The organism is Flavobacterium hungaricum (genome assembly GCF_015182285.1).
GTDB classification, from domain to species: domain Bacteria; phylum Bacteroidota; class Bacteroidia; order Flavobacteriales; family Flavobacteriaceae; genus Flavobacterium; species Flavobacterium hungaricum.
This window is the reverse complement of record NZ_PRDM01000005.1, coordinates 553,637-570,485: the sequence shown is the minus strand read 5'-3', so window position 1 is coordinate 570,485 and position 16,849 is coordinate 553,637. Positions and strand designations below refer to the sequence as shown.

The following is a 16,849-nucleotide window of genomic DNA, read 5'->3' as shown; positions in this document are numbered from 1 at the left end:
AAAATATACAGCAGTAAAAGACCAAATAGGATATTTAAAATCTGAAATAAATAAGGCGGAATATCGTAATCCTCGGTGTATTTATCCATCTTTTTAAATTTTAAAAGATTAATAAACATGAAGTTACAAAAAATATTATATAAATAAAAAACGTTGATCATTTTAATTTGATCAACGCTTTACTTAAGTAATTCAGAGTTACTTACTATTTTTCAAATCCTAAAACCTGTCTCACTTTTGCCAAAACAGCATCAGCGGTAATAGAAGCTTTTGCAGCACCTTTTTTCAAGAGCGCATCGACTTCATCCAGATTGTTGATATAGTAATTGTATTTTTCTCTTTCTATTTTAAATTTTTCTGTAATCAATTCAAACAAGGCTTGTTTCGCATGACCGTAACCATAATTTCCGCCTAGATAATTGGCTCTCATTTGTGCGATTTGCTCTTGTGTTGCTAACAAAGAATAAATGGCAAAAGCATTACAAGTATCTGGGTTTTTTGGAGCTTCAAGCGGCGTGCTGTCTGTTTCGATACTCATTACTTGTTTGCGTAATGTTTTATCATCCAAAAATATATTGATAATATTGTTCGCAGACTTACTCATCTTTCCTCCGTTAGTTCCAGGGATCAGCATACTGTCTTCTTGTATTTTTGCTTCTGGAATTACAAAAGTTTCTCCCATTTGATGGTTAAAACGTGAAGCGACATCACGAGTAATTTCTAAATGCTGCAGTTGGTCTTTTCCAACTGGAACATATTCAGCATCATACAATAAAATGTCCGCCGCCATTAACATCGGGTACGTGAAAAGCCCGGCGTTAACATCATCCAAACGATCTGCTTTATCTTTGAAAGAATGTGCTAAAGTTAATCTTTGAAAAGGAAAAAAACAGCTTAAATACCAAGTCAATTCAGTAGTTTGAACCACATCAGATTGTCTGTAAAAGATAACTTTTTCAGGATTTAAACCACATGCTAGCCAAGCCGCAGCTGTGCTGTAGGTGTTTTCTCTTAAAGTTTTGCCGTCTTTAATCTGAGTGATCGAATGCAAATCAGCAATAAACAAATAAGATTCGTTATCTGGATTGTTTGACAATTCGATTGCTGGAATAATTGCTCCTAATAAATTTCCTAAGTGAGGTGTTCCAGTACTTTGAACACCGGTAAGTATTTTTGCCATTATTTTTATTTCTTATCTGCAAATGTCGGAATGTTTTTTTTAACCGCAAAGGAGTGTTTTGTTTTAGCGATGGGTTGTGAGATATATTCTTTGAGATTTTTAACGCGGAGTTGTCGGAGTTTTACTCGGAGGAATGAAGTTTTTTCAGATGTGTTCTTTGACATTTTTAACGCGGAGTTTTCGGAGTTTTACGCGGAGGAAAGAAGTTTTTGAGATGTATTCTTTGAGATTTTTAACGCGGAGTTCTCGGAGTTTTACGCAGAGGAAAGGAGTTTTTGAGATATATTCTTTGAAATTTTTAACGCAGAGTTCGCGGAGTTTTACGCAGAGGAAAGAAGTTTTTGAGATATATTCTTTGACATTTTTAACGCGGAGCTCGCGGAGTTTTACACAGAGGAAAGAAGTTTTTGAGATGTATTCTTTGAGATTTTTAACGCGGAGTTATCGGAGTTTTTCGCAGAGGAAAGAAGTTTTTTGAGATATTCTTTGACATTTTTAACGCAGAGTTATCGGAGTTTTTCGCAGAGTAAAAGAGGTGTTTAAGTTTTTTGATTTGTTTTAACGCAGAGCTCGCGGAGTTTTTTACGCAGAAAAGAAGTTTTTTAAAGTTCAGGGGAATTGTATTCTTTTGTTATTGATTATTTATGACTCTTCGGATACCATTTTTCAATAAAAGTTCATTGAAATTTATTAATAAACCCAATTTGTATTTTCCTAATCGGAGGTAGGTTAGAGTTTGTGCTAAATGATTTGTGGTTAAAGACTCAACCGTTTTAATTTCGATTACAAATTTGTTTTCTACGAGTAAATCCAGACGATATGCGCAGTTTAATTGCACTTCTTCAAAAATCAAAGGCAGAAATTTTTCCTTTTCAACTTTTAAACCTCTTTGTTTAATTTTGTAAAATAAACATTCTTTGTAGACGTTTTCCAACAAACCAGGTCCCAATATTTTATGTACCTCTATGGCAAGTCCAATTACAATCGTTGAGATTTCATTTTCAGTCATTATTATTTATAATTTTAACACATAATTTCATGCAAAAATATATAATTTTTCTTATTGATTGAAACATAAATTAATTTTTGTAGAAAGAGAGTTTTCAAATCTATAATAGTATTCTTTGTAAGCTTAAAAATTTCAAAGAATATATCTCAAAATACTTCATTCCTCGGAGTAAAACTCCGCGAGCTCAGCGTTAAAAATGCCAAAGAATACATCTCAAAAACTTCTTTCCTCTGCGTAAAACTCCGCGAGCTCCGCGTTAAAAATATCAAAGTCAATACTATTAGAATTCTGTATTAAAATTATTGATCATCAATTTTCTCAGAATTAAAATATTCAGAAAATATTCATTTCTCTTTCTTACTTTTGAAGCTATGAAAATATTTAAAATTGCTTTTTGGATTCTTTGGCGGATTTGGTTTTACATTTTAATGGCAATTCCAATCCTAATCATGCTTCCTTTTTTGATACTATCTATTCTCTCAGAAAAAGGATATCCGTATTTTTTTAAAATGGCACAAATCTGGGCCAGAATTATCCTTTTCGGGATGGGTTTTTATTATACCGTAAAACGCGAACAGAAACTTATTAAAGGCAAAAGTTATATGATTGTTGCGAATCACACTTCGATGACCGATATCATGCTTACGCTTGTATTGATGAAAAATCCTTTTGTATTTGTCGGGAAGAAAGAATTGGTAAAGATTCCGCTATTTGGCTTCTTTTATAAGCGAACTTGTATACTAGTTGACCGTAATTCATCAAAAAGCAAAAATGAAGTCTTTAAAAGGGCTCAAAATCGTTTGAATCAAGGATTGAGTATTTGTATTTTTCCTGAAGGAGGAGTTCCAGATGATGAAAGTATTTTGCTGGACGAATTTAAAGACGGTGCTTTTAGATTGGCGATTGATCATCAGATTCCGATTGTTCCGATCGTTTTCCCAGACAATAAAGAGCGTTTTCCATATCGATTTTTAAGTGGCAGCCCCGGTAAAATGAGAGTAAGAATTCTGCCTTTTATAGAAACAGCTGGTCTGACAACCGATAATCGTAAAGAACTCAAGGAAAAAGTTCGATCTGTAATCTACGATGGGTTGATCAAATTTCAAAAATAAACAGTACGTCTGTAATACAAAAAGCCTTAAGATTGCGAAACCTTAAGGCTTTTTCTTTGAATAAAAACCCCCATTTTTATTCAAAAATTATCTGTGAATAATCTTTTCCGAAATGAAACGTAAAACTTTTTTAATCTTTAATTTGGTTTTTCTTCGGTTTTTACTGTACAACAATTCTATTTTCTCTTTCATGGTTAAAAATATTAATAGTTGATAATTAAGAGTTTATATAATAACTCCAGTTAGTGTCACATTATTATAGATGAAGAAAAATGAAAAAGGTTGCTTGGTAGGAGTAAATTTTTTTTATAAGTCCGAAATTAAAAAATCCGTTAGTTTCGCGCTAACGGATTTTAAATCAACTAAACAACCAAATTTAATTCTAAAAAAGCTAAAAAGTATATGGGATACCATTTTTGTAACAGCTTTTATTGAAGATGATTTAGTTGCAAAAAGGTTGCGTGCTTTTCACTATTATTTTTAAAATAAAAAAACCGACAGATTCAAAAAATCTATCGGTTTGAGTTTTTTTGGAAAAAACAGAAAATAAAATATTAAGCGTTTGCTAGTTCTTTGATATGTTCTTTAATTTTAACTTCCAGTTCGTCAGCAAGTTCTGGATTATCCTTAATCAAATTTTTAACAGCATCACGTCCTTGTCCTAGTTTTGTATCTCCGTAGCTAAACCAAGATCCAGCCTTTTTAACGATATCAAATTCTACGGCAAGATCTAAAATTTCACCTGTTTTAGAAACTCCTTCTCCGTACATAATGTCAAATTCGGCAGTTTTAAAAGGCGGTGCTACTTTATTTTTAACGATCTTAACTTTGGTTCTGTTACCAATTACGTTTTCACCGTCTTTAATTTGTGCAGAACGACGAATATCTAAACGTACCGAAGCGTAAAATTTAAGGGCGTTACCTCCTGTTGTAGTTTCAGGATTTCCGAACATCACACCAATTTTTTCACGAAGCTGGTTGATAAAGAAAACCGTACAATTTGTTTTACTGATAGTTCCAGTAAGTTTTCTTAAAGCCTGAGACATCAAACGAGCATGAAGACCCATTTTAGAATCTCCCATTTCGCCTTCAATTTCACTTTTTGGAGTCAAGGCTGCAACTGAGTCAATTACAACAATATCTATAGCTCCAGAACGAATTAAGTTTTCGGCAATTTCTAATGCCTGCTCACCATTATCCGGCTGAGAGATAATTAAGTTCTCAATATCTACGTTTAATTTCTCTGCATAATTTCTATCGAAAGCATGTTCAGCATCGATAAACGCAGCAATACCGCCCGCTTTTTGAGCTTCGGCAATCGCATGCAGCGTTAATGTGGTCTTACCAGAAGATTCTGGACCGTATATTTCAATAATTCTTCCTTTTGGGTAACCGTTTACTCCAAGAGCTAAATCAACTCCAAGAGAGCCAGAAGAAATCGTTTCTACTTCTACAATAGCTTTGTCACCCATTTTCATTACGGTTCCTTTTCCGTAGGTTTTGTCAAGTTTATCAAGTGTTAACTGTAACGCTTTTAATTTGGCTTCTTTGTCTGAACTCATCTTTTCTTTTAATTATCTAATTTGTTATTTTTAGCTTTCAAAATAAAACAGAAGAAACAATTTTCCGGCTTTTATTTGACAGCTTGTAATTTTGTAAAATTACTTCTTTTTTTGAAGTTTCAGCACTTCAAATTGTTCCAAATTGTCACAATTTTCATTATAAAAACAAAGCCTTTAATTCGGTAGCATCAGAGGGTTTTATTTTTCCGGCAAGCAGTAAACTCAACTGTTTGCGGCGAAGCGCAGCTTCAAAACGCTGAATTTCCAGATCGGTTTCGGGTACGATAGGCGGCACTTCAACAGGTCTTCCGCTATCATCCACTGCAACAAAAGTATAAATAGCTTCGTTGGCTTTGGTTCTGCTTCCGGATTCACGGTCTTCTACCCAAACATCAATAAAAACTTCCATAGAGCTTTTAAAAGATCTCGAAACCTTTGCTTCTATCGTGACTACGGCTCCAAGGGGAATGGCTCTGTTAAAAGCTACGTGGTTTACAGAAGCGGTAACTACAATTCGGCGTGAATGTCTGCGTGCTGCAATACTTGCCGCACGGTCCATTCTAGCTAATAATTCGCCGCCAAATAAATTGTTTAAAGGATTTGTTTCGCTCGGTAAAACTAAATCAGTTAAAATAGTTAATGATTCTGAAGGATGTTTTGGATTCATTTTTTTATGTAAAATTTATTTTTGCCACAGATGGAACGGATTCAAAAAATCTGCGAAATCTGCGGCTAACGTTTTTAAAATTGCAGCTTGTTTAATTCAGCCAGTAAACAGCTATTACAGCTGGTATAAAATAGATAACGATGGTTCTCGCGCCGTCATAATCTTTTGCAAGTCTCTGCCCGAAAAGCATCATTAACAAACAGATGCATGAAAAAATTGCACCGTAAAAACCAAATTCTCTTCCGTTATTTGTCAATAATTGAATGGCTCCAACGACACATAAAATTCCAGAAATTAATTCTAAAATTAATAAATGCAGTAAGGCAAGCGGCACATGATTTTTTAAAGGCGTTTTAGAAAAATGTTCTTTAAGCCATGATACATTATCCTTCCAATAAAAAATTTTTTCGTAACCTGATTGTAAAAAAGTTAAAGCCAAAAAAGCTAAAAGTAAAATTGAGGCAACATTGTTCATTTTGAAATCTATTTTTTATGAATTAAACGAGTCAGTTTAATAGATAAATCGGTTAGAATAATTTTTGCATTTCCATTTCTTTCAATGTGATATAAGGCATCAGAAAGTTCTTTGAAAATTTCGTGAATATTATTTCCGTTCACAAAAGGAGCAAAATTCTCTAATTTAAATTTATCCACTTTGGGTTCAATGTAAACTAAATCGGGTGCTTGATAATTGAGCAGGAGTGCTTGTCTGAACATTTCAATACAAAACTGTATGAATTTTTTCTGGCTCTCACGTCCTAATGAAGCAATTTCTTCGCTCCAGGAAATAAGATCCTGAATGGCTGCCGCATTTCCTTTTGCTCTAAAAGCGGCGCGGACCCAATTGACAAACCATTGCTCAAACGGAAATTCAGAATCGTCTTCTTTTAATAAATGCAGCGCTTTACTAAAGTTTCCCTGCGCTTGATGCGCAATTTTTTTGGCCGCATTAGGATCTGTATTTTCTTGTTTGACCAAGGCTTCTGCGATCACTTTTTCAGGAAGCCCGTTAAAGTGAATCACCTGACAGCGCGAACGTATAGTTTGGATAATGTCTTCTTCGTTTTCTGAAATTAGAATAAACACCGTTTTGTCTGAGGGTTCTTCTAAAAGTTTCAGCAATTTGTTTGAGGCGGCGATGTTCATTTTATCGGCCATCCAGATTATCATGATTTTGTAACCGCCCTCGTAAGATTTCAGCGCAAGCGATTTCAAAACTTCCTGAGCATCTTCTACGCGAATTTCACCTTGTTTGTTCTGAACGCCCAGAATTTTATACCAATCGAACAAACCGCCATAGGGCATTTCTTGAATAAAAGAACGCCAGTCCTGAATAAAATCTAAACTTTTGGGTTTGGTTTTTACATCTTCTGTTGTAACAGTAGGATATATAAAATGGAGATCAGGATGTGATATACTGTCAAACTTTAAATTGCAGGAATCGTTTCCGTTTGAATTTTCGTCGCCGGTATTACTGCACAAAATATATTGTGCATAGGCAATAGCCGTTATTAAAGTACCGCTGCCTTCTGGACCGACAAATAATTGTGCATGCGGAATTCTGCCAGAAGCAGCACTTTTTATCAAGTGGCTTTTGATATAATCTTGACCTAAAATTTGAGAAAATTGCATTGAGCAAAGATAGAAGAAATTGGTGGAGTCAAAAATATTCCTGATAAAGTTTCTTAGTCAGTTTATGGAATCAAAAAAACCGGTGATTTTGATTTTTTTTGCTCGATGCTAACTGTTTTTTGTTAATAAATGACTCAATGCGAGCAGATATCAAGATTTTTTTGTTGATATTTTTTTTGAAAAACCGATAAACGTAAGTTTTTTTTGGTTATTAATTAATAGATTTTTTCGAAAAAGATAGCGAATATCTTACGGATCTCCTTTTAACATTTTTAACAAAAAGCCCGTTAAAACGCACATTTTCTCGACATAAGACTGGTTTTTAAGGTTTTTTTAAGATTTTTTTTTGAAAAAAAATTTCATTAGAGTTGTAATTTAAGTTAATTTATATATTTTTGTTTTTATCAACAACCAATTATAAATTCAGAATCTATGAAAGGGAAAATTATTTTATTTAGTGCATTTTTCATCCTAACTACAGCTGCAGTTTCTGCTCAAGCTAAGAACGCACCAAGAAGTATTATTAGTACAACAGCTCTTATTCGTAAGTACCATGATCAAAAAGAATTGAGTGGTATGCAGAAAGGAGAACTTTTGGAATTGTACATTGAGCGTATTAAAGTTCTTGTAAAAACGCTCCCTTATATTGCGTTGGTTACAAAACCAGGAGTTACTATGGCCGATCTTGGTATTCCAGACGATAGTGAGCACAAAAAAGTTTTAGATTTACAGGCTACAGGAACATCGTCATTTTTGGATACTACAGTAGAGTTCCAAAGAAAAATGATGCCTTACTCTGATAAAGGAAACTTAATTGCGGCTATTTTATTTTACGAAAGTACATTGAAATCTTTACACGAGTTCAACGAATTGAACGAAATGTAATAACAATATTTTTAAAACCTTTTTTAAACTATTTACGTAAGAGAGATAAGATCTTCGGCAATAATTTTAAAAAAGATTAAAAAACAACTCGTTCTCGAAGTTGTCCGATTTTGATCGGATAACTCGGGAGGAGTTTTTTCATTTTGCATACCCAAATTTATTATTAACCTAATACCCCCTTATCATGAAAAAAATTACTCAATTGATCTGCGTTCTTTTGACGGTTACGAGTATGAGTGCTCAACAAGAGAAAGGAATTATGGGCTACAACAATTGGTTGAATAACTGGACCGAATTTAAGCCTAACAAAGTAGAGTATGGAGAAGCAAACCAAATTTTAGCAGGAAACATTTCTGTTAATACTAAATTGCTGAAAAGGAATATCTACGTTTTGCAAGGAAACGTATATGTGACAAACAATGCTGTTTTAACAATTGAGCCAGGAACTTTGATTATCGGTGATTTTGAAACGAAAGGAACATTGGTAGTTACAAAAGGTGCACAAATCGTTGCAGACGGTTTAGAAACAGACCCAATCGTATTTACTTCTAACCGCAGCCAGAAAAAAGCTGGAGACTGGGGTGGAATTGTAATCCTTGGTGATGCACCTATTAATAAATTCGGAAACGTAGGTTCTTATAACTTAGACTTAGATCCAACACTTACTACTTACGGTGGTGATAATGTTGCAGGAAATTCTGGAGTTTTACGTTATGTTAGAATTGAGTTTGCTGGTAAAAAAGTTAAAGGTGTAGATACTTTTAATGGTTTAACAGTTGCTGGTGCAGGTAACAAAACAATTTTTGACAATGTTATGGTAAGCTATTCGGGAGGTGACTCATTTGCTTTCTTCGGAGGTGATGTGAATGCTTCTAAATTAGTTTCTTATAAATCTATCAACGACGATTTTAAATTCACTCAAGGTGTACAATGTCGTTTATTCAACTCTTTAGCAATTAGATCTTCTTATTTGTCTAGTAACAAAGACGGTTCTCGTTGTATGGAAGTAAGATCATACGAGAAAAAGAATGAAACTGATTTTACTAAAAAAACTACACTTGTAGCTGCTACAAATATTACAATGCTTAATGATAGTGAAAATATTAAAGCTGATATCCAAGCAGGTTTAGTAAAAGAAGCTGTATATGTAGCTGAAACTGCTTCGCTTGAAATGAAACGTAGCGTAATCTCTGGATTTAATCCTGCTGTTTTATTAGACAGCAAAATTGAGATCAATGATGCCAATCTTAAAAAAATCAAATTTGAAGAAATGTTCTTTAACCTATGTAATGGTAACATCTTTACAGAGTACAATTCTAACAATGAAGATTTAGAGAGCTGGTATGGAAACAGTGTTTTCTTTAATGTTTACTCTCAAAGTACTAACAAAGAAACATTTATTGATATTGCAAATCCTAAAAGACCAGATTACAGATTACAATTAGGAAAAATCACGGCTTCAAGCGGCAATAGATAAATAGATTTCGATTTTTATTTCCACGGCGTAAATTTTATTAATAAAGTCCCCAGACACAATTTATGTATCGTCTCCAGGACCCAAATAAAGATCAAAACATAATGGCTCTATCAAAAAAGTATTTTATATATATAATATTTTTGGTTTCACCTGTTTCGTTAAGTCTGTATGCACAAACTACAGCAGAAAAACCGACAGAGAATAAAACTGTTTCTGTAAACCAAAAAGAAAAAACAGCTGATGTTTCGATCAGCAGCTTAGATAATTCTAATCAGTTTATGGCAGGGCTGTCCATCCCCAAGGACAGCCTTTCTATGGCAGCTGAATCAAATGCAGTATCTGCAGATTGTCAAGAAAATTCTATTTTAGCCTCAACTTCAGTACTTGCAAAAGATATTATTGAGAACTATAAATATGATTTTTCTGAAACATTTATAGATATTTTGTTTTTTGAGCGTATAGACTTAGCAAGAACACGCACTATATGATTCAAAAAATTACTTTATCTTTTTCTTATTTACTATTCTTATTCGGCATTTTCTTATTTGCTGGATCAGATTCATATGCCCAGACAATAGTGACGCAGCAACTTGGATATCCAAGAATTTGTGCTGGTCTTATTGTCGATGGCAAACCATTTAATGAATATAATGCAACATTTAGTTATGTAGACTTTCCTGCTGGCACAACTTTTCAAGTTGAACTTTCTGATACAGCAGGAAATTTTACGTCACCTATAGCAGCTACTACAATTTCTGTTGATACATCTGTACCGCAGCAGCAAACTATCAAATTTGCTGTGCCTACAGATTTAGTAGGTTCTGATACCTACAGTATGCGCATCAAAAGCGTTACAACAGTTCCGGTGTACAGTTTGAAGTATAGAAACTCTCAAAATGTATCCAATTTTCCAATTTATTACAGAACGTTTGTTGATTCCTTTTTTATCAACGACAAAAACAGCACAGCAGCATTTTGCTCAGGCGGAAGTCTAACTCTTTCTATAGATAATCCTACGCCCGCAAATCAATCTTCATCTCCAGCAAATTATCCGAATTTAAAATATAAGTGGTTTAAAGACGATGTTTTAATCTCAGGACAAAGCGGTAAAACGTTAACGGTAAATACTGCCGGAGTTTATTACGTACAGATTGATTACGGAGGATGTCTGGATGAGAATTTTAGTTCCAATCGTGTAACGGTTACTGCTGCAAATTCTGGTTCAGGCGTAACGGTTACTTCTAGTTTAGGAAACCCTTTTTGTGCCAGCGGTCAGGGAACTGTACTAACAGCAACTTCTGGAAATAAATACCAATGGAAAAAAGACGGAGCTGTAATCACCGGTGCAACCAACAGAACGTATGCAACGAACGAATCGGGTGTATATAGTGTTGAGGTAGATTTTGGCGGCTGTATTTCTTCTGGTTCTATCAATTTACAAAGCAACTCATTTGAGGCTAGTATTGATGTTCCAGACACTAGTACTATTGAAGAGGGTGAAGTAATAAATGTGTCTGTAACTACAGACGCAACAAGCCCAACGTTTGAATGGTTTTTAAATGGTAATGTAATTGCGGGAGCAACTACAAGCAGTTATGATGTTAAAGTAAGAGGCAGTTATAGAGTAAAAATTTCTCAAGCATCTGGATGTGTTGCTACAAAAGAATTTTCGTTTAGAGTTAACGGACAATCTGGACCAGCAACGGTTATTCCAAACATTGTTAAATTAAACGGAATGAATCCGTATTGGAATATTCCTGATGAATATAAAAACGATTCGACTAAAGTTATTATCATTAGTTCGAACGGCGATAAGGTACTCGACGTAGTTAATTATCAAGGCGACTGGCCTCAAAACAGTGTAGATTTTAAAAATGTCAATCCCGTTTATTACTATGTTATTCAAGGCGATGCAGGTGAAAAAAAAGGATCAATAACCGTGATAAAATAATATGAAGAAAATTTTACTATTCATCACTTTATTTTGCGGTTTTTCTATTGTACTCTATTCCCAGGAAGCTACTGAGAATGGAGTTGTTTCGTTTTCATTACCTATCAGAAATTCTTTAAAGTTTAATAGATATTTAATCAATCCAACATTCAGTTTTGTCCGCGAAGCAAACCCGTATGTAAGTTTTTATAATAAAAGACAATGGACCCAGTTTGACGATGCGCCCAATACGTATTTAGCAAACTATTCGGGAAGATTTAGAGAGAACGAAGCCTTTGCAGTTGGTTTATTCCAACAGAACTACGGATTAATGACAGTCTTTGGAGGTATGGTCAATTTTGCTCACAATATCGTTTTGCAAGAAGACAGCAATTTAACTTTTGGTTTAAATGTAGGTGCTTATCAAAGTGGTTTAAATAAAGGAAAAATCATTACAGACGATACAGATATTTTAACAGGTGAATTTCCATCTTACACGTTATTAACTGTTAACCCTGGAATCAACTACGGAACAGCTTTTCTTGATTTTGGACTTTCGATTAATAATTTAATTCTTTACAATTTCGGAGCCGGAATGGTAAAAGAAGATCCAGAAAGAGCAATAGAACTGCACGCAATGTATACTGGATATATTGATAGTTACGGATTTTTTGACAGAAGCCGTTTTTCTGGGATCGTAAAAACAGAACTTAAAAAAGACAAAACAGTTATTTCTGGACTTGGTATGCTGACACTTAAACAAGGAGTGTGGGGACAAGTAGGTTATAACACATTATATGGTGTTTCTGCAGGTTTGGGTGTTAATATTTCTCCAAGCATTGCAATAGAATACAATTATGAAAGAGGTATGGGTAATTTCGCCAACCTTGGAGGGTCGCACGAATTTGCGATCGCTTATAGATTCAAAAACAGAAATTATTATTACGGAGATGATGATGAAGGATCATTAATGGATCCGTCAAGACCAAAACCTGTACCAGCTAAACCAAAATCAGATGCAACTCAAGTTAACAGAGCTGATATCACTGAAAAGAACAGATTGGCTGCTGAAGCAAAAGCAAAAGCTGATGCAGAGGCAAAACAAGCAAGACTTGCCGCTGCGGAGAAAGTAAAAGCAGATGCTGCCGCTGCTGCGGAAGCAAAACAAGCAAAACTTGTTGCTGATGCAAAAGCAAAAGCCGATGCTGCCGCTGCTGCTAAAGCAAAATTAGAAGCAGATAATAAAGCTAAGGTAGACGCTGCCGAAGCACAGAAAATAAAACTTGCCGCAGATGCAAAAGCAAAAGCTGATGCCGCCGCTGCAGCGAGAGCACAAACGGCAACCGCAAACAGAGCAGTTGCTGCGACGCAAAAAACACAGGCACAATTGGCTGCAGATAAAGCGAGAGCCGATGCAGAAGAACGCAGATTAAAACTTGCTGCAGATAATAAGGCAAGAGTTGATGCTGCTGCAGCAGCAAGAGCACAAGCTGCTGCAAATAAACCAGGCGCAAACAAACCAGTTGCTGCTGCACAAAAAACACCAGCACAATTAGCAGCTGATAAAACAGCCGCTGATGCTGAAGCAATGAAACTTAAATTGGCTGCAGATGCAAAAGCTAAGGCAGATGCAGAAGCTGCTGCTAAAGCAAAAGCAGAAACTGCTAAACCAGCAGAACCGCAGAAAACACCAGCTCAATTAGCAGCTGATAAAGCCAAAGCAGATGCAGAGGCAATGAAGCTTAAATTGGCAGCAGACGCTAAAGCAAAAGCAGATGCAGAAGCTGCGGCTAAGGCAAAAGCAGAAGCAGCTAAAACTGCAGCACCACAAAAAACAGCCGCTCAATTGGCAGCTGAAAAAGCAAAAGCGGATGCTGAAGCGGCAAGAGAAGCAAGACTTGCTGCTGCTGAAAAAGCGAAGGCAGATGCAGAAGCACAAAGATTAAAACTAGCAGCAGACGCTAAAGCGAAAGCCGATGCAGCAGAAGCAAAACGTAAAGCTGATGTGAAAGCAAGAGCTGAAGCAGCAGACATGCAGTCTATATTAGCTGCCGATGCAAAAGCAAAAGCAGATTCGGACGCTTTACAAGCAAGATTAGCAGCTGAAGCAAAAGCAAAAGCAGCAGCCGAAGCTAAAACAAAAGCTTCTATTGATGCAGCAAACAAAGCGAAACTAGCAGCAGACGCAAAAGCAAAAGCAGCTGAAGAGGCAGCATTGAAAGAAAAATTGGCAGCTGATGCTAAAGCAAAAGCGGATGCAGAAGCAAGACAAGCAATTATCGCTGCTGAAGCAAAAGCAAAAGCTGACGCAGAAGCATTGAAATTAAAACAAGCGGAAGAAGCAAAACAAGCTCAGTTAGATGCTGAAGCAAAAGCCAAAGCAGATGCGGAGGCACTTCAAGCTAAATTGGCAGCCGATGCAAAAGCAAAAGCAGATGCAGAAGCGTTGAAAATAAAACAAGCTGAAGAAGCAAAATTAAAACAAGCAGAAGAAGCAAAACAAGCTCAGTTAGATGCTGAAGCAAAAGCCAAAGCAGATGCAGAGGCGCTTAAAGCTAAATTGGCAGCCGATGCAAAAGCGAAAGCAGATGTAGAAGCATTAAAAGTAAAACAAGCTGAAGAAGCGAAGCAGGCACAATTAGCAGCTGAAACAAAAGCAAAAGCGGATGCAGAGGCACTTAAAGCTAAGTTAGCAGCCGATGCAAAAGCGAAAGCAGATGCAGAAGCATTAAAAGTGAAACAAGCTGAAGAAGCGAAGCAGGCACAATTAGCAGCTGAAGCAAAAGCAAAAGCAGATGAGGAACAAGCAAAACTAGCAGCGGATGCTAAAGCAAAAGCAGATATGGAAGCTTTACAAGCTAAACTATTAGCGGATGCTAAAGTTAAAGCCGATGCTGAAGCTACTGCAAAAGCAAAAGCGGCTGCAGAAGCTAAAAAATTAGAAGAAGCAGAAGCGGCACGTCAAGCGAAATTAGAAGCCGATTCAAAAGCTAAGGCAGATGCAGAGGCATTAAAAGCAAAACAAGCAGCTGATGCTAAAGCAAAACAAGAAGAACAAGCGCGTCAAGCACAATTAGCAGCAGATGCTAAAGCAAAAGCAGATGCTGACGCATTGAAAATAAAACAAGCTGAGGAAGCGAAGCAGGCACAATTAGCAGCCGATGCAAAATCAAAAGCAGATGCAGAAGCAGCACAAGCAAAATTAGCGGCTGATGCTAAAGCAAAAGCAGATATGGAAGCTTTACAAGCTAAATTACTTGCAGATGCTAAAGTTAAAGCCGATGCTGAAGCTACTGCAAAAGCAAAAGCGGATGCGGAAGCTAAAAAATTACAAGAAGCAGAGGAGGCTCGTCAAGCTAAACTAGAAGCGGATGCAAAAGCAAAAGCGGACGCAGAAGCATTAAAAGCAAAATTAGCAGCAGATGCTAAAGCGAAAGCCGATGCAGAAGCACAAGCTAAACAAGCAGCTGAAGTAAAAGCAAAAGCAGCAGAAGAAGCTCGCCAGGCTAAATTAGCAGCCGACGCACAAGCAAAAGCGGATGCAGAGGCATTAAAAATTAAATTGGCGGCAGATGCAAAAGCAAAAGCAGACGCAGAAGCGCTTCAGGCAAAATTAGCAGCAGACGCTAAAGCTAAGGCAGATGCAGAAGCATTGCAAGCGAAACAAGCAGCTGAAGAAAAAGCAAAAGCAGCAGAAGAAGCTCGCCAGGCTAAATTAGCAGCCGATGCACAAGCTAAAGCGGATGCAGAAGCATTAAAAGCGAAGTTAGCAGCTGATGCAAAAGCGAAAGCAGATGCAGAAGCATTACAAGCTAAACAAGCAGCAGAAGAAAAAGCAAAAGCAGCAGAAGAAGCTCGTCAGGCAAAATTAGCAGCTGATGCAAAAGCAAAAGCGGACGCAGAAGCACTTCAGGCAAAATTAGCAGCAGACGCGAAAGCTAAAGCAGATGCTGAAGCACAAGCGAAACAAGCAGCTGAAGAAGCTCGTCAAGCGAAATTAGCGGCTGACGCACAAGCAAAAGCGGATGCAGAAGCGTTAAAAGCGAAGTTGGCAGCCGATGCAAAAGCGAAAGCAGATGCAGAAGCATTACAAGCGAAACAAGCAGCTGAAGAAAAAGCAAAAGCAGCAGAAGAAGCTCGTCAAGCGAAATTAGCAGCAGACGCACAAGCAAAAGCGGATGCAGAAGCATTAAAAGCGAAGTTAGCAGCAGATGCGAAAGCGAAGGCAGATGCAGAAGCATTACAAGCAAAACAAGCAGCTGAAGAAAAAGCAAGAGCAGCAGAAGAAGCTCGTCAAGCGAAATTAGCAGCCGACGCACAAGCAAAAGCGGACGCAGAAGCATTAAAAGCGAAGTTAGCAGCAGACGCGAAAGCGAAAGCAGATGCAGAAGCATTACAAGCAAAACAAGCAGCTGAAGAAAAAGCAAGAGCGGCAGAAGAGGCCCGTCAGGCTAAATTAGCAGCCGATGCAAAAGCTAAGGCAGATGCAGAAGCGCTTGCAGCGAAACTTGCAGCTGAGGAAGCAAATAAAGACGCAACAGCTAAAGCAATTGACGAATTAACAGCTTCTATTGCGGCAACAAGTAAATCTCAAAGTGATTTATTAACACAGTTTAGTGCAACAGTTGCAAACAAACAAAAAGACTTAAATGATTTAAAAGAAGAAAATGATTTAAGTGAAAAAGGTATTTATAGAGAGCCAAAACCATTTAAGAGTGTAGCGGCAGAAAATAGTCAAATTGAGGCATTAAAGACACAGATTGCTGAGGCGAATAACAGCATGAAAAATGAAATTGCTAAGCTGACTAATCTTTATAACGATAGACTTAAAAAGTTCCCAAAGAATGATCCTTTAAACAAAGCATATCTTGAAAAGATAAATGAGTTAAAAGCAGTGCAGTTGAAGATGGAACTTGAAGGAGCAGCTTTATTAGCCGATTTAGAGCGTATTAAAACTGAAACTGAAATTGAGCGTAAACGTAGAATTAAACGTGCGGCTTATGAAAATGATCAAGGAAGATATGCACAGGACGTTGCAGCTTTAAAACGAATTAAAGAGACAACGAAAATCAGCAATACGCCATTAAAAGCAAGTGATTTTGATTTTGGTGAGGAGCAGTCAAATATGCAGATCATAAAGAATATCAAAAATTCTGAAAGCGGTTATTATTTGATTCTCGCAGTTCATAATAGTGTTGAAAAAAGAGATGAATTCTTGACCAAAGCGGTAGCAGCAGGACGTTCAGACATTAATTTCTTTTATAACATAACAACGAGTAAGTATTATATCTATTACGAAAAGTTTGATGGTCTTCAAGAAGCAACAAAAGCTTTAGAGTCCAAAGGGAACAAACCTTATAATGGAAATATGGCCATCGTAAAAGTGGAGAATTAA

13 protein-coding genes are annotated in these 16,849 nt (G+C 36.5%); 6 read left to right on the top strand and 7 right to left on the bottom strand.

Features of this window, described 5'->3' with window-relative positions:
- Positions 1–205: 205 nt before the first annotated feature.
- The 3 genes from trpS to C4F50_RS21790 all read right to left on the bottom strand — a co-directional run bounded on the left by trpS (position 206) and on the right by C4F50_RS21790 (position 2,189).
- On the bottom strand, positions 206–1,180 hold the full coding sequence (gene trpS, locus C4F50_RS21795; RefSeq protein ID WP_194140757.1) for a tryptophan--tRNA ligase: 975 nt from the start codon (positions 1,178–1,180) through the stop codon (positions 206–208).
- Between the two features lie 144 nt (positions 1,181–1,324).
- Complete coding sequence (locus tag C4F50_RS25925) at positions 1,325–1,594, bottom strand: hypothetical protein (protein ID WP_431357481.1); 270 nt, start codon at positions 1,592–1,594, stop codon at positions 1,325–1,327.
- Between the two features lie 217 nt (positions 1,595–1,811).
- A complete protein-coding gene (locus C4F50_RS21790; protein WP_194140756.1) occupies positions 1,812–2,189 on the bottom strand; it encodes a GxxExxY protein in 378 nt (125 codons plus the stop codon).
- Between the two features lie 371 nt (positions 2,190–2,560).
- Here C4F50_RS21790 and C4F50_RS21785 point away from each other — a divergent pair, with 371 nt between their 5' ends.
- Positions 2,561–3,301, top strand: a complete 741-nt coding sequence (locus C4F50_RS21785) for a lysophospholipid acyltransferase family protein (RefSeq protein WP_194140755.1) — start codon at positions 2,561–2,563, stop codon at positions 3,299–3,301.
- A 554-nt stretch (positions 3,302–3,855) separates the two neighbouring features.
- On the opposite strand, the gene recA is transcribed toward C4F50_RS21785, so the two are convergent.
- The 4 genes from recA to C4F50_RS21765 all read right to left on the bottom strand — a co-directional run bounded on the left by recA (position 3,856) and on the right by C4F50_RS21765 (position 7,162).
- Entirely contained in the window at positions 3,856–4,863 is a 1,008-nt protein-coding gene (gene recA, locus C4F50_RS21780; protein ID WP_194140754.1) for a recombinase RecA, read from the bottom strand.
- 157 nt (positions 4,864–5,020) lie between these two features.
- On the bottom strand, positions 5,021–5,530 hold the full coding sequence (locus tag C4F50_RS21775) for an acyl-CoA thioesterase (RefSeq protein ID WP_194140753.1): 510 nt from the start codon (positions 5,528–5,530) through the stop codon (positions 5,021–5,023).
- Positions 5,531–5,621: 91 nt separating this feature from the next.
- Positions 5,622–6,005, bottom strand: a complete 384-nt coding sequence (locus C4F50_RS21770; RefSeq protein WP_194140752.1) for a DoxX family protein — start codon at positions 6,003–6,005, stop codon at positions 5,622–5,624.
- A gap of 8 nt (positions 6,006–6,013) precedes the next feature.
- The gene (locus C4F50_RS21765) at positions 6,014–7,162 is read right to left on the bottom strand and encodes a DNA polymerase III subunit (RefSeq protein ID WP_194140751.1); all 1,149 of its coding nucleotides are present in this window, start codon (positions 7,160–7,162) and stop codon (positions 6,014–6,016) included.
- 432 nt (positions 7,163–7,594) lie between these two features.
- Between C4F50_RS21765 and C4F50_RS21760 the strand changes: the two genes are divergently transcribed.
- The 5 genes from C4F50_RS21760 (at position 7,595) to C4F50_RS21740 (ending at position 16,849) form a co-directional block, all read left to right on the top strand.
- Positions 7,595–8,047, top strand: coding sequence for a hypothetical protein (locus tag C4F50_RS21760; RefSeq protein ID WP_194140750.1), 453 nt, complete (start codon positions 7,595–7,597; stop codon positions 8,045–8,047).
- Between the two features lie 184 nt (positions 8,048–8,231).
- Positions 8,232–9,524 carry a hypothetical protein gene (locus C4F50_RS21755; RefSeq protein WP_194140749.1) on the top strand — a complete coding sequence of 431 codons (1,293 nt, stop codon included), beginning with the start codon at positions 8,232–8,234 and terminating at the stop codon, positions 9,522–9,524.
- 101 nt (positions 9,525–9,625) lie between these two features.
- Positions 9,626–10,012, top strand: coding sequence for a hypothetical protein (locus C4F50_RS21750; RefSeq protein WP_194140748.1), 387 nt, complete (start codon positions 9,626–9,628; stop codon positions 10,010–10,012).
- Complete coding sequence (gene sprC / locus C4F50_RS21745) at positions 10,009–11,475, top strand: gliding motility protein SprC (protein WP_194140747.1); 1,467 nt, start codon at positions 10,009–10,011, stop codon at positions 11,473–11,475. The genes C4F50_RS21750 and sprC overlap by 4 nt, the downstream gene beginning before the upstream one ends.
- A gap of 1 nt (position 11,476) precedes the next feature.
- Positions 11,477–16,849: a PorP/SprF family type IX secretion system membrane protein gene (locus C4F50_RS21740; RefSeq protein WP_194140746.1), complete on the top strand. Its 5,373-nt coding sequence runs from the start codon at positions 11,477–11,479 to the stop codon at positions 16,847–16,849.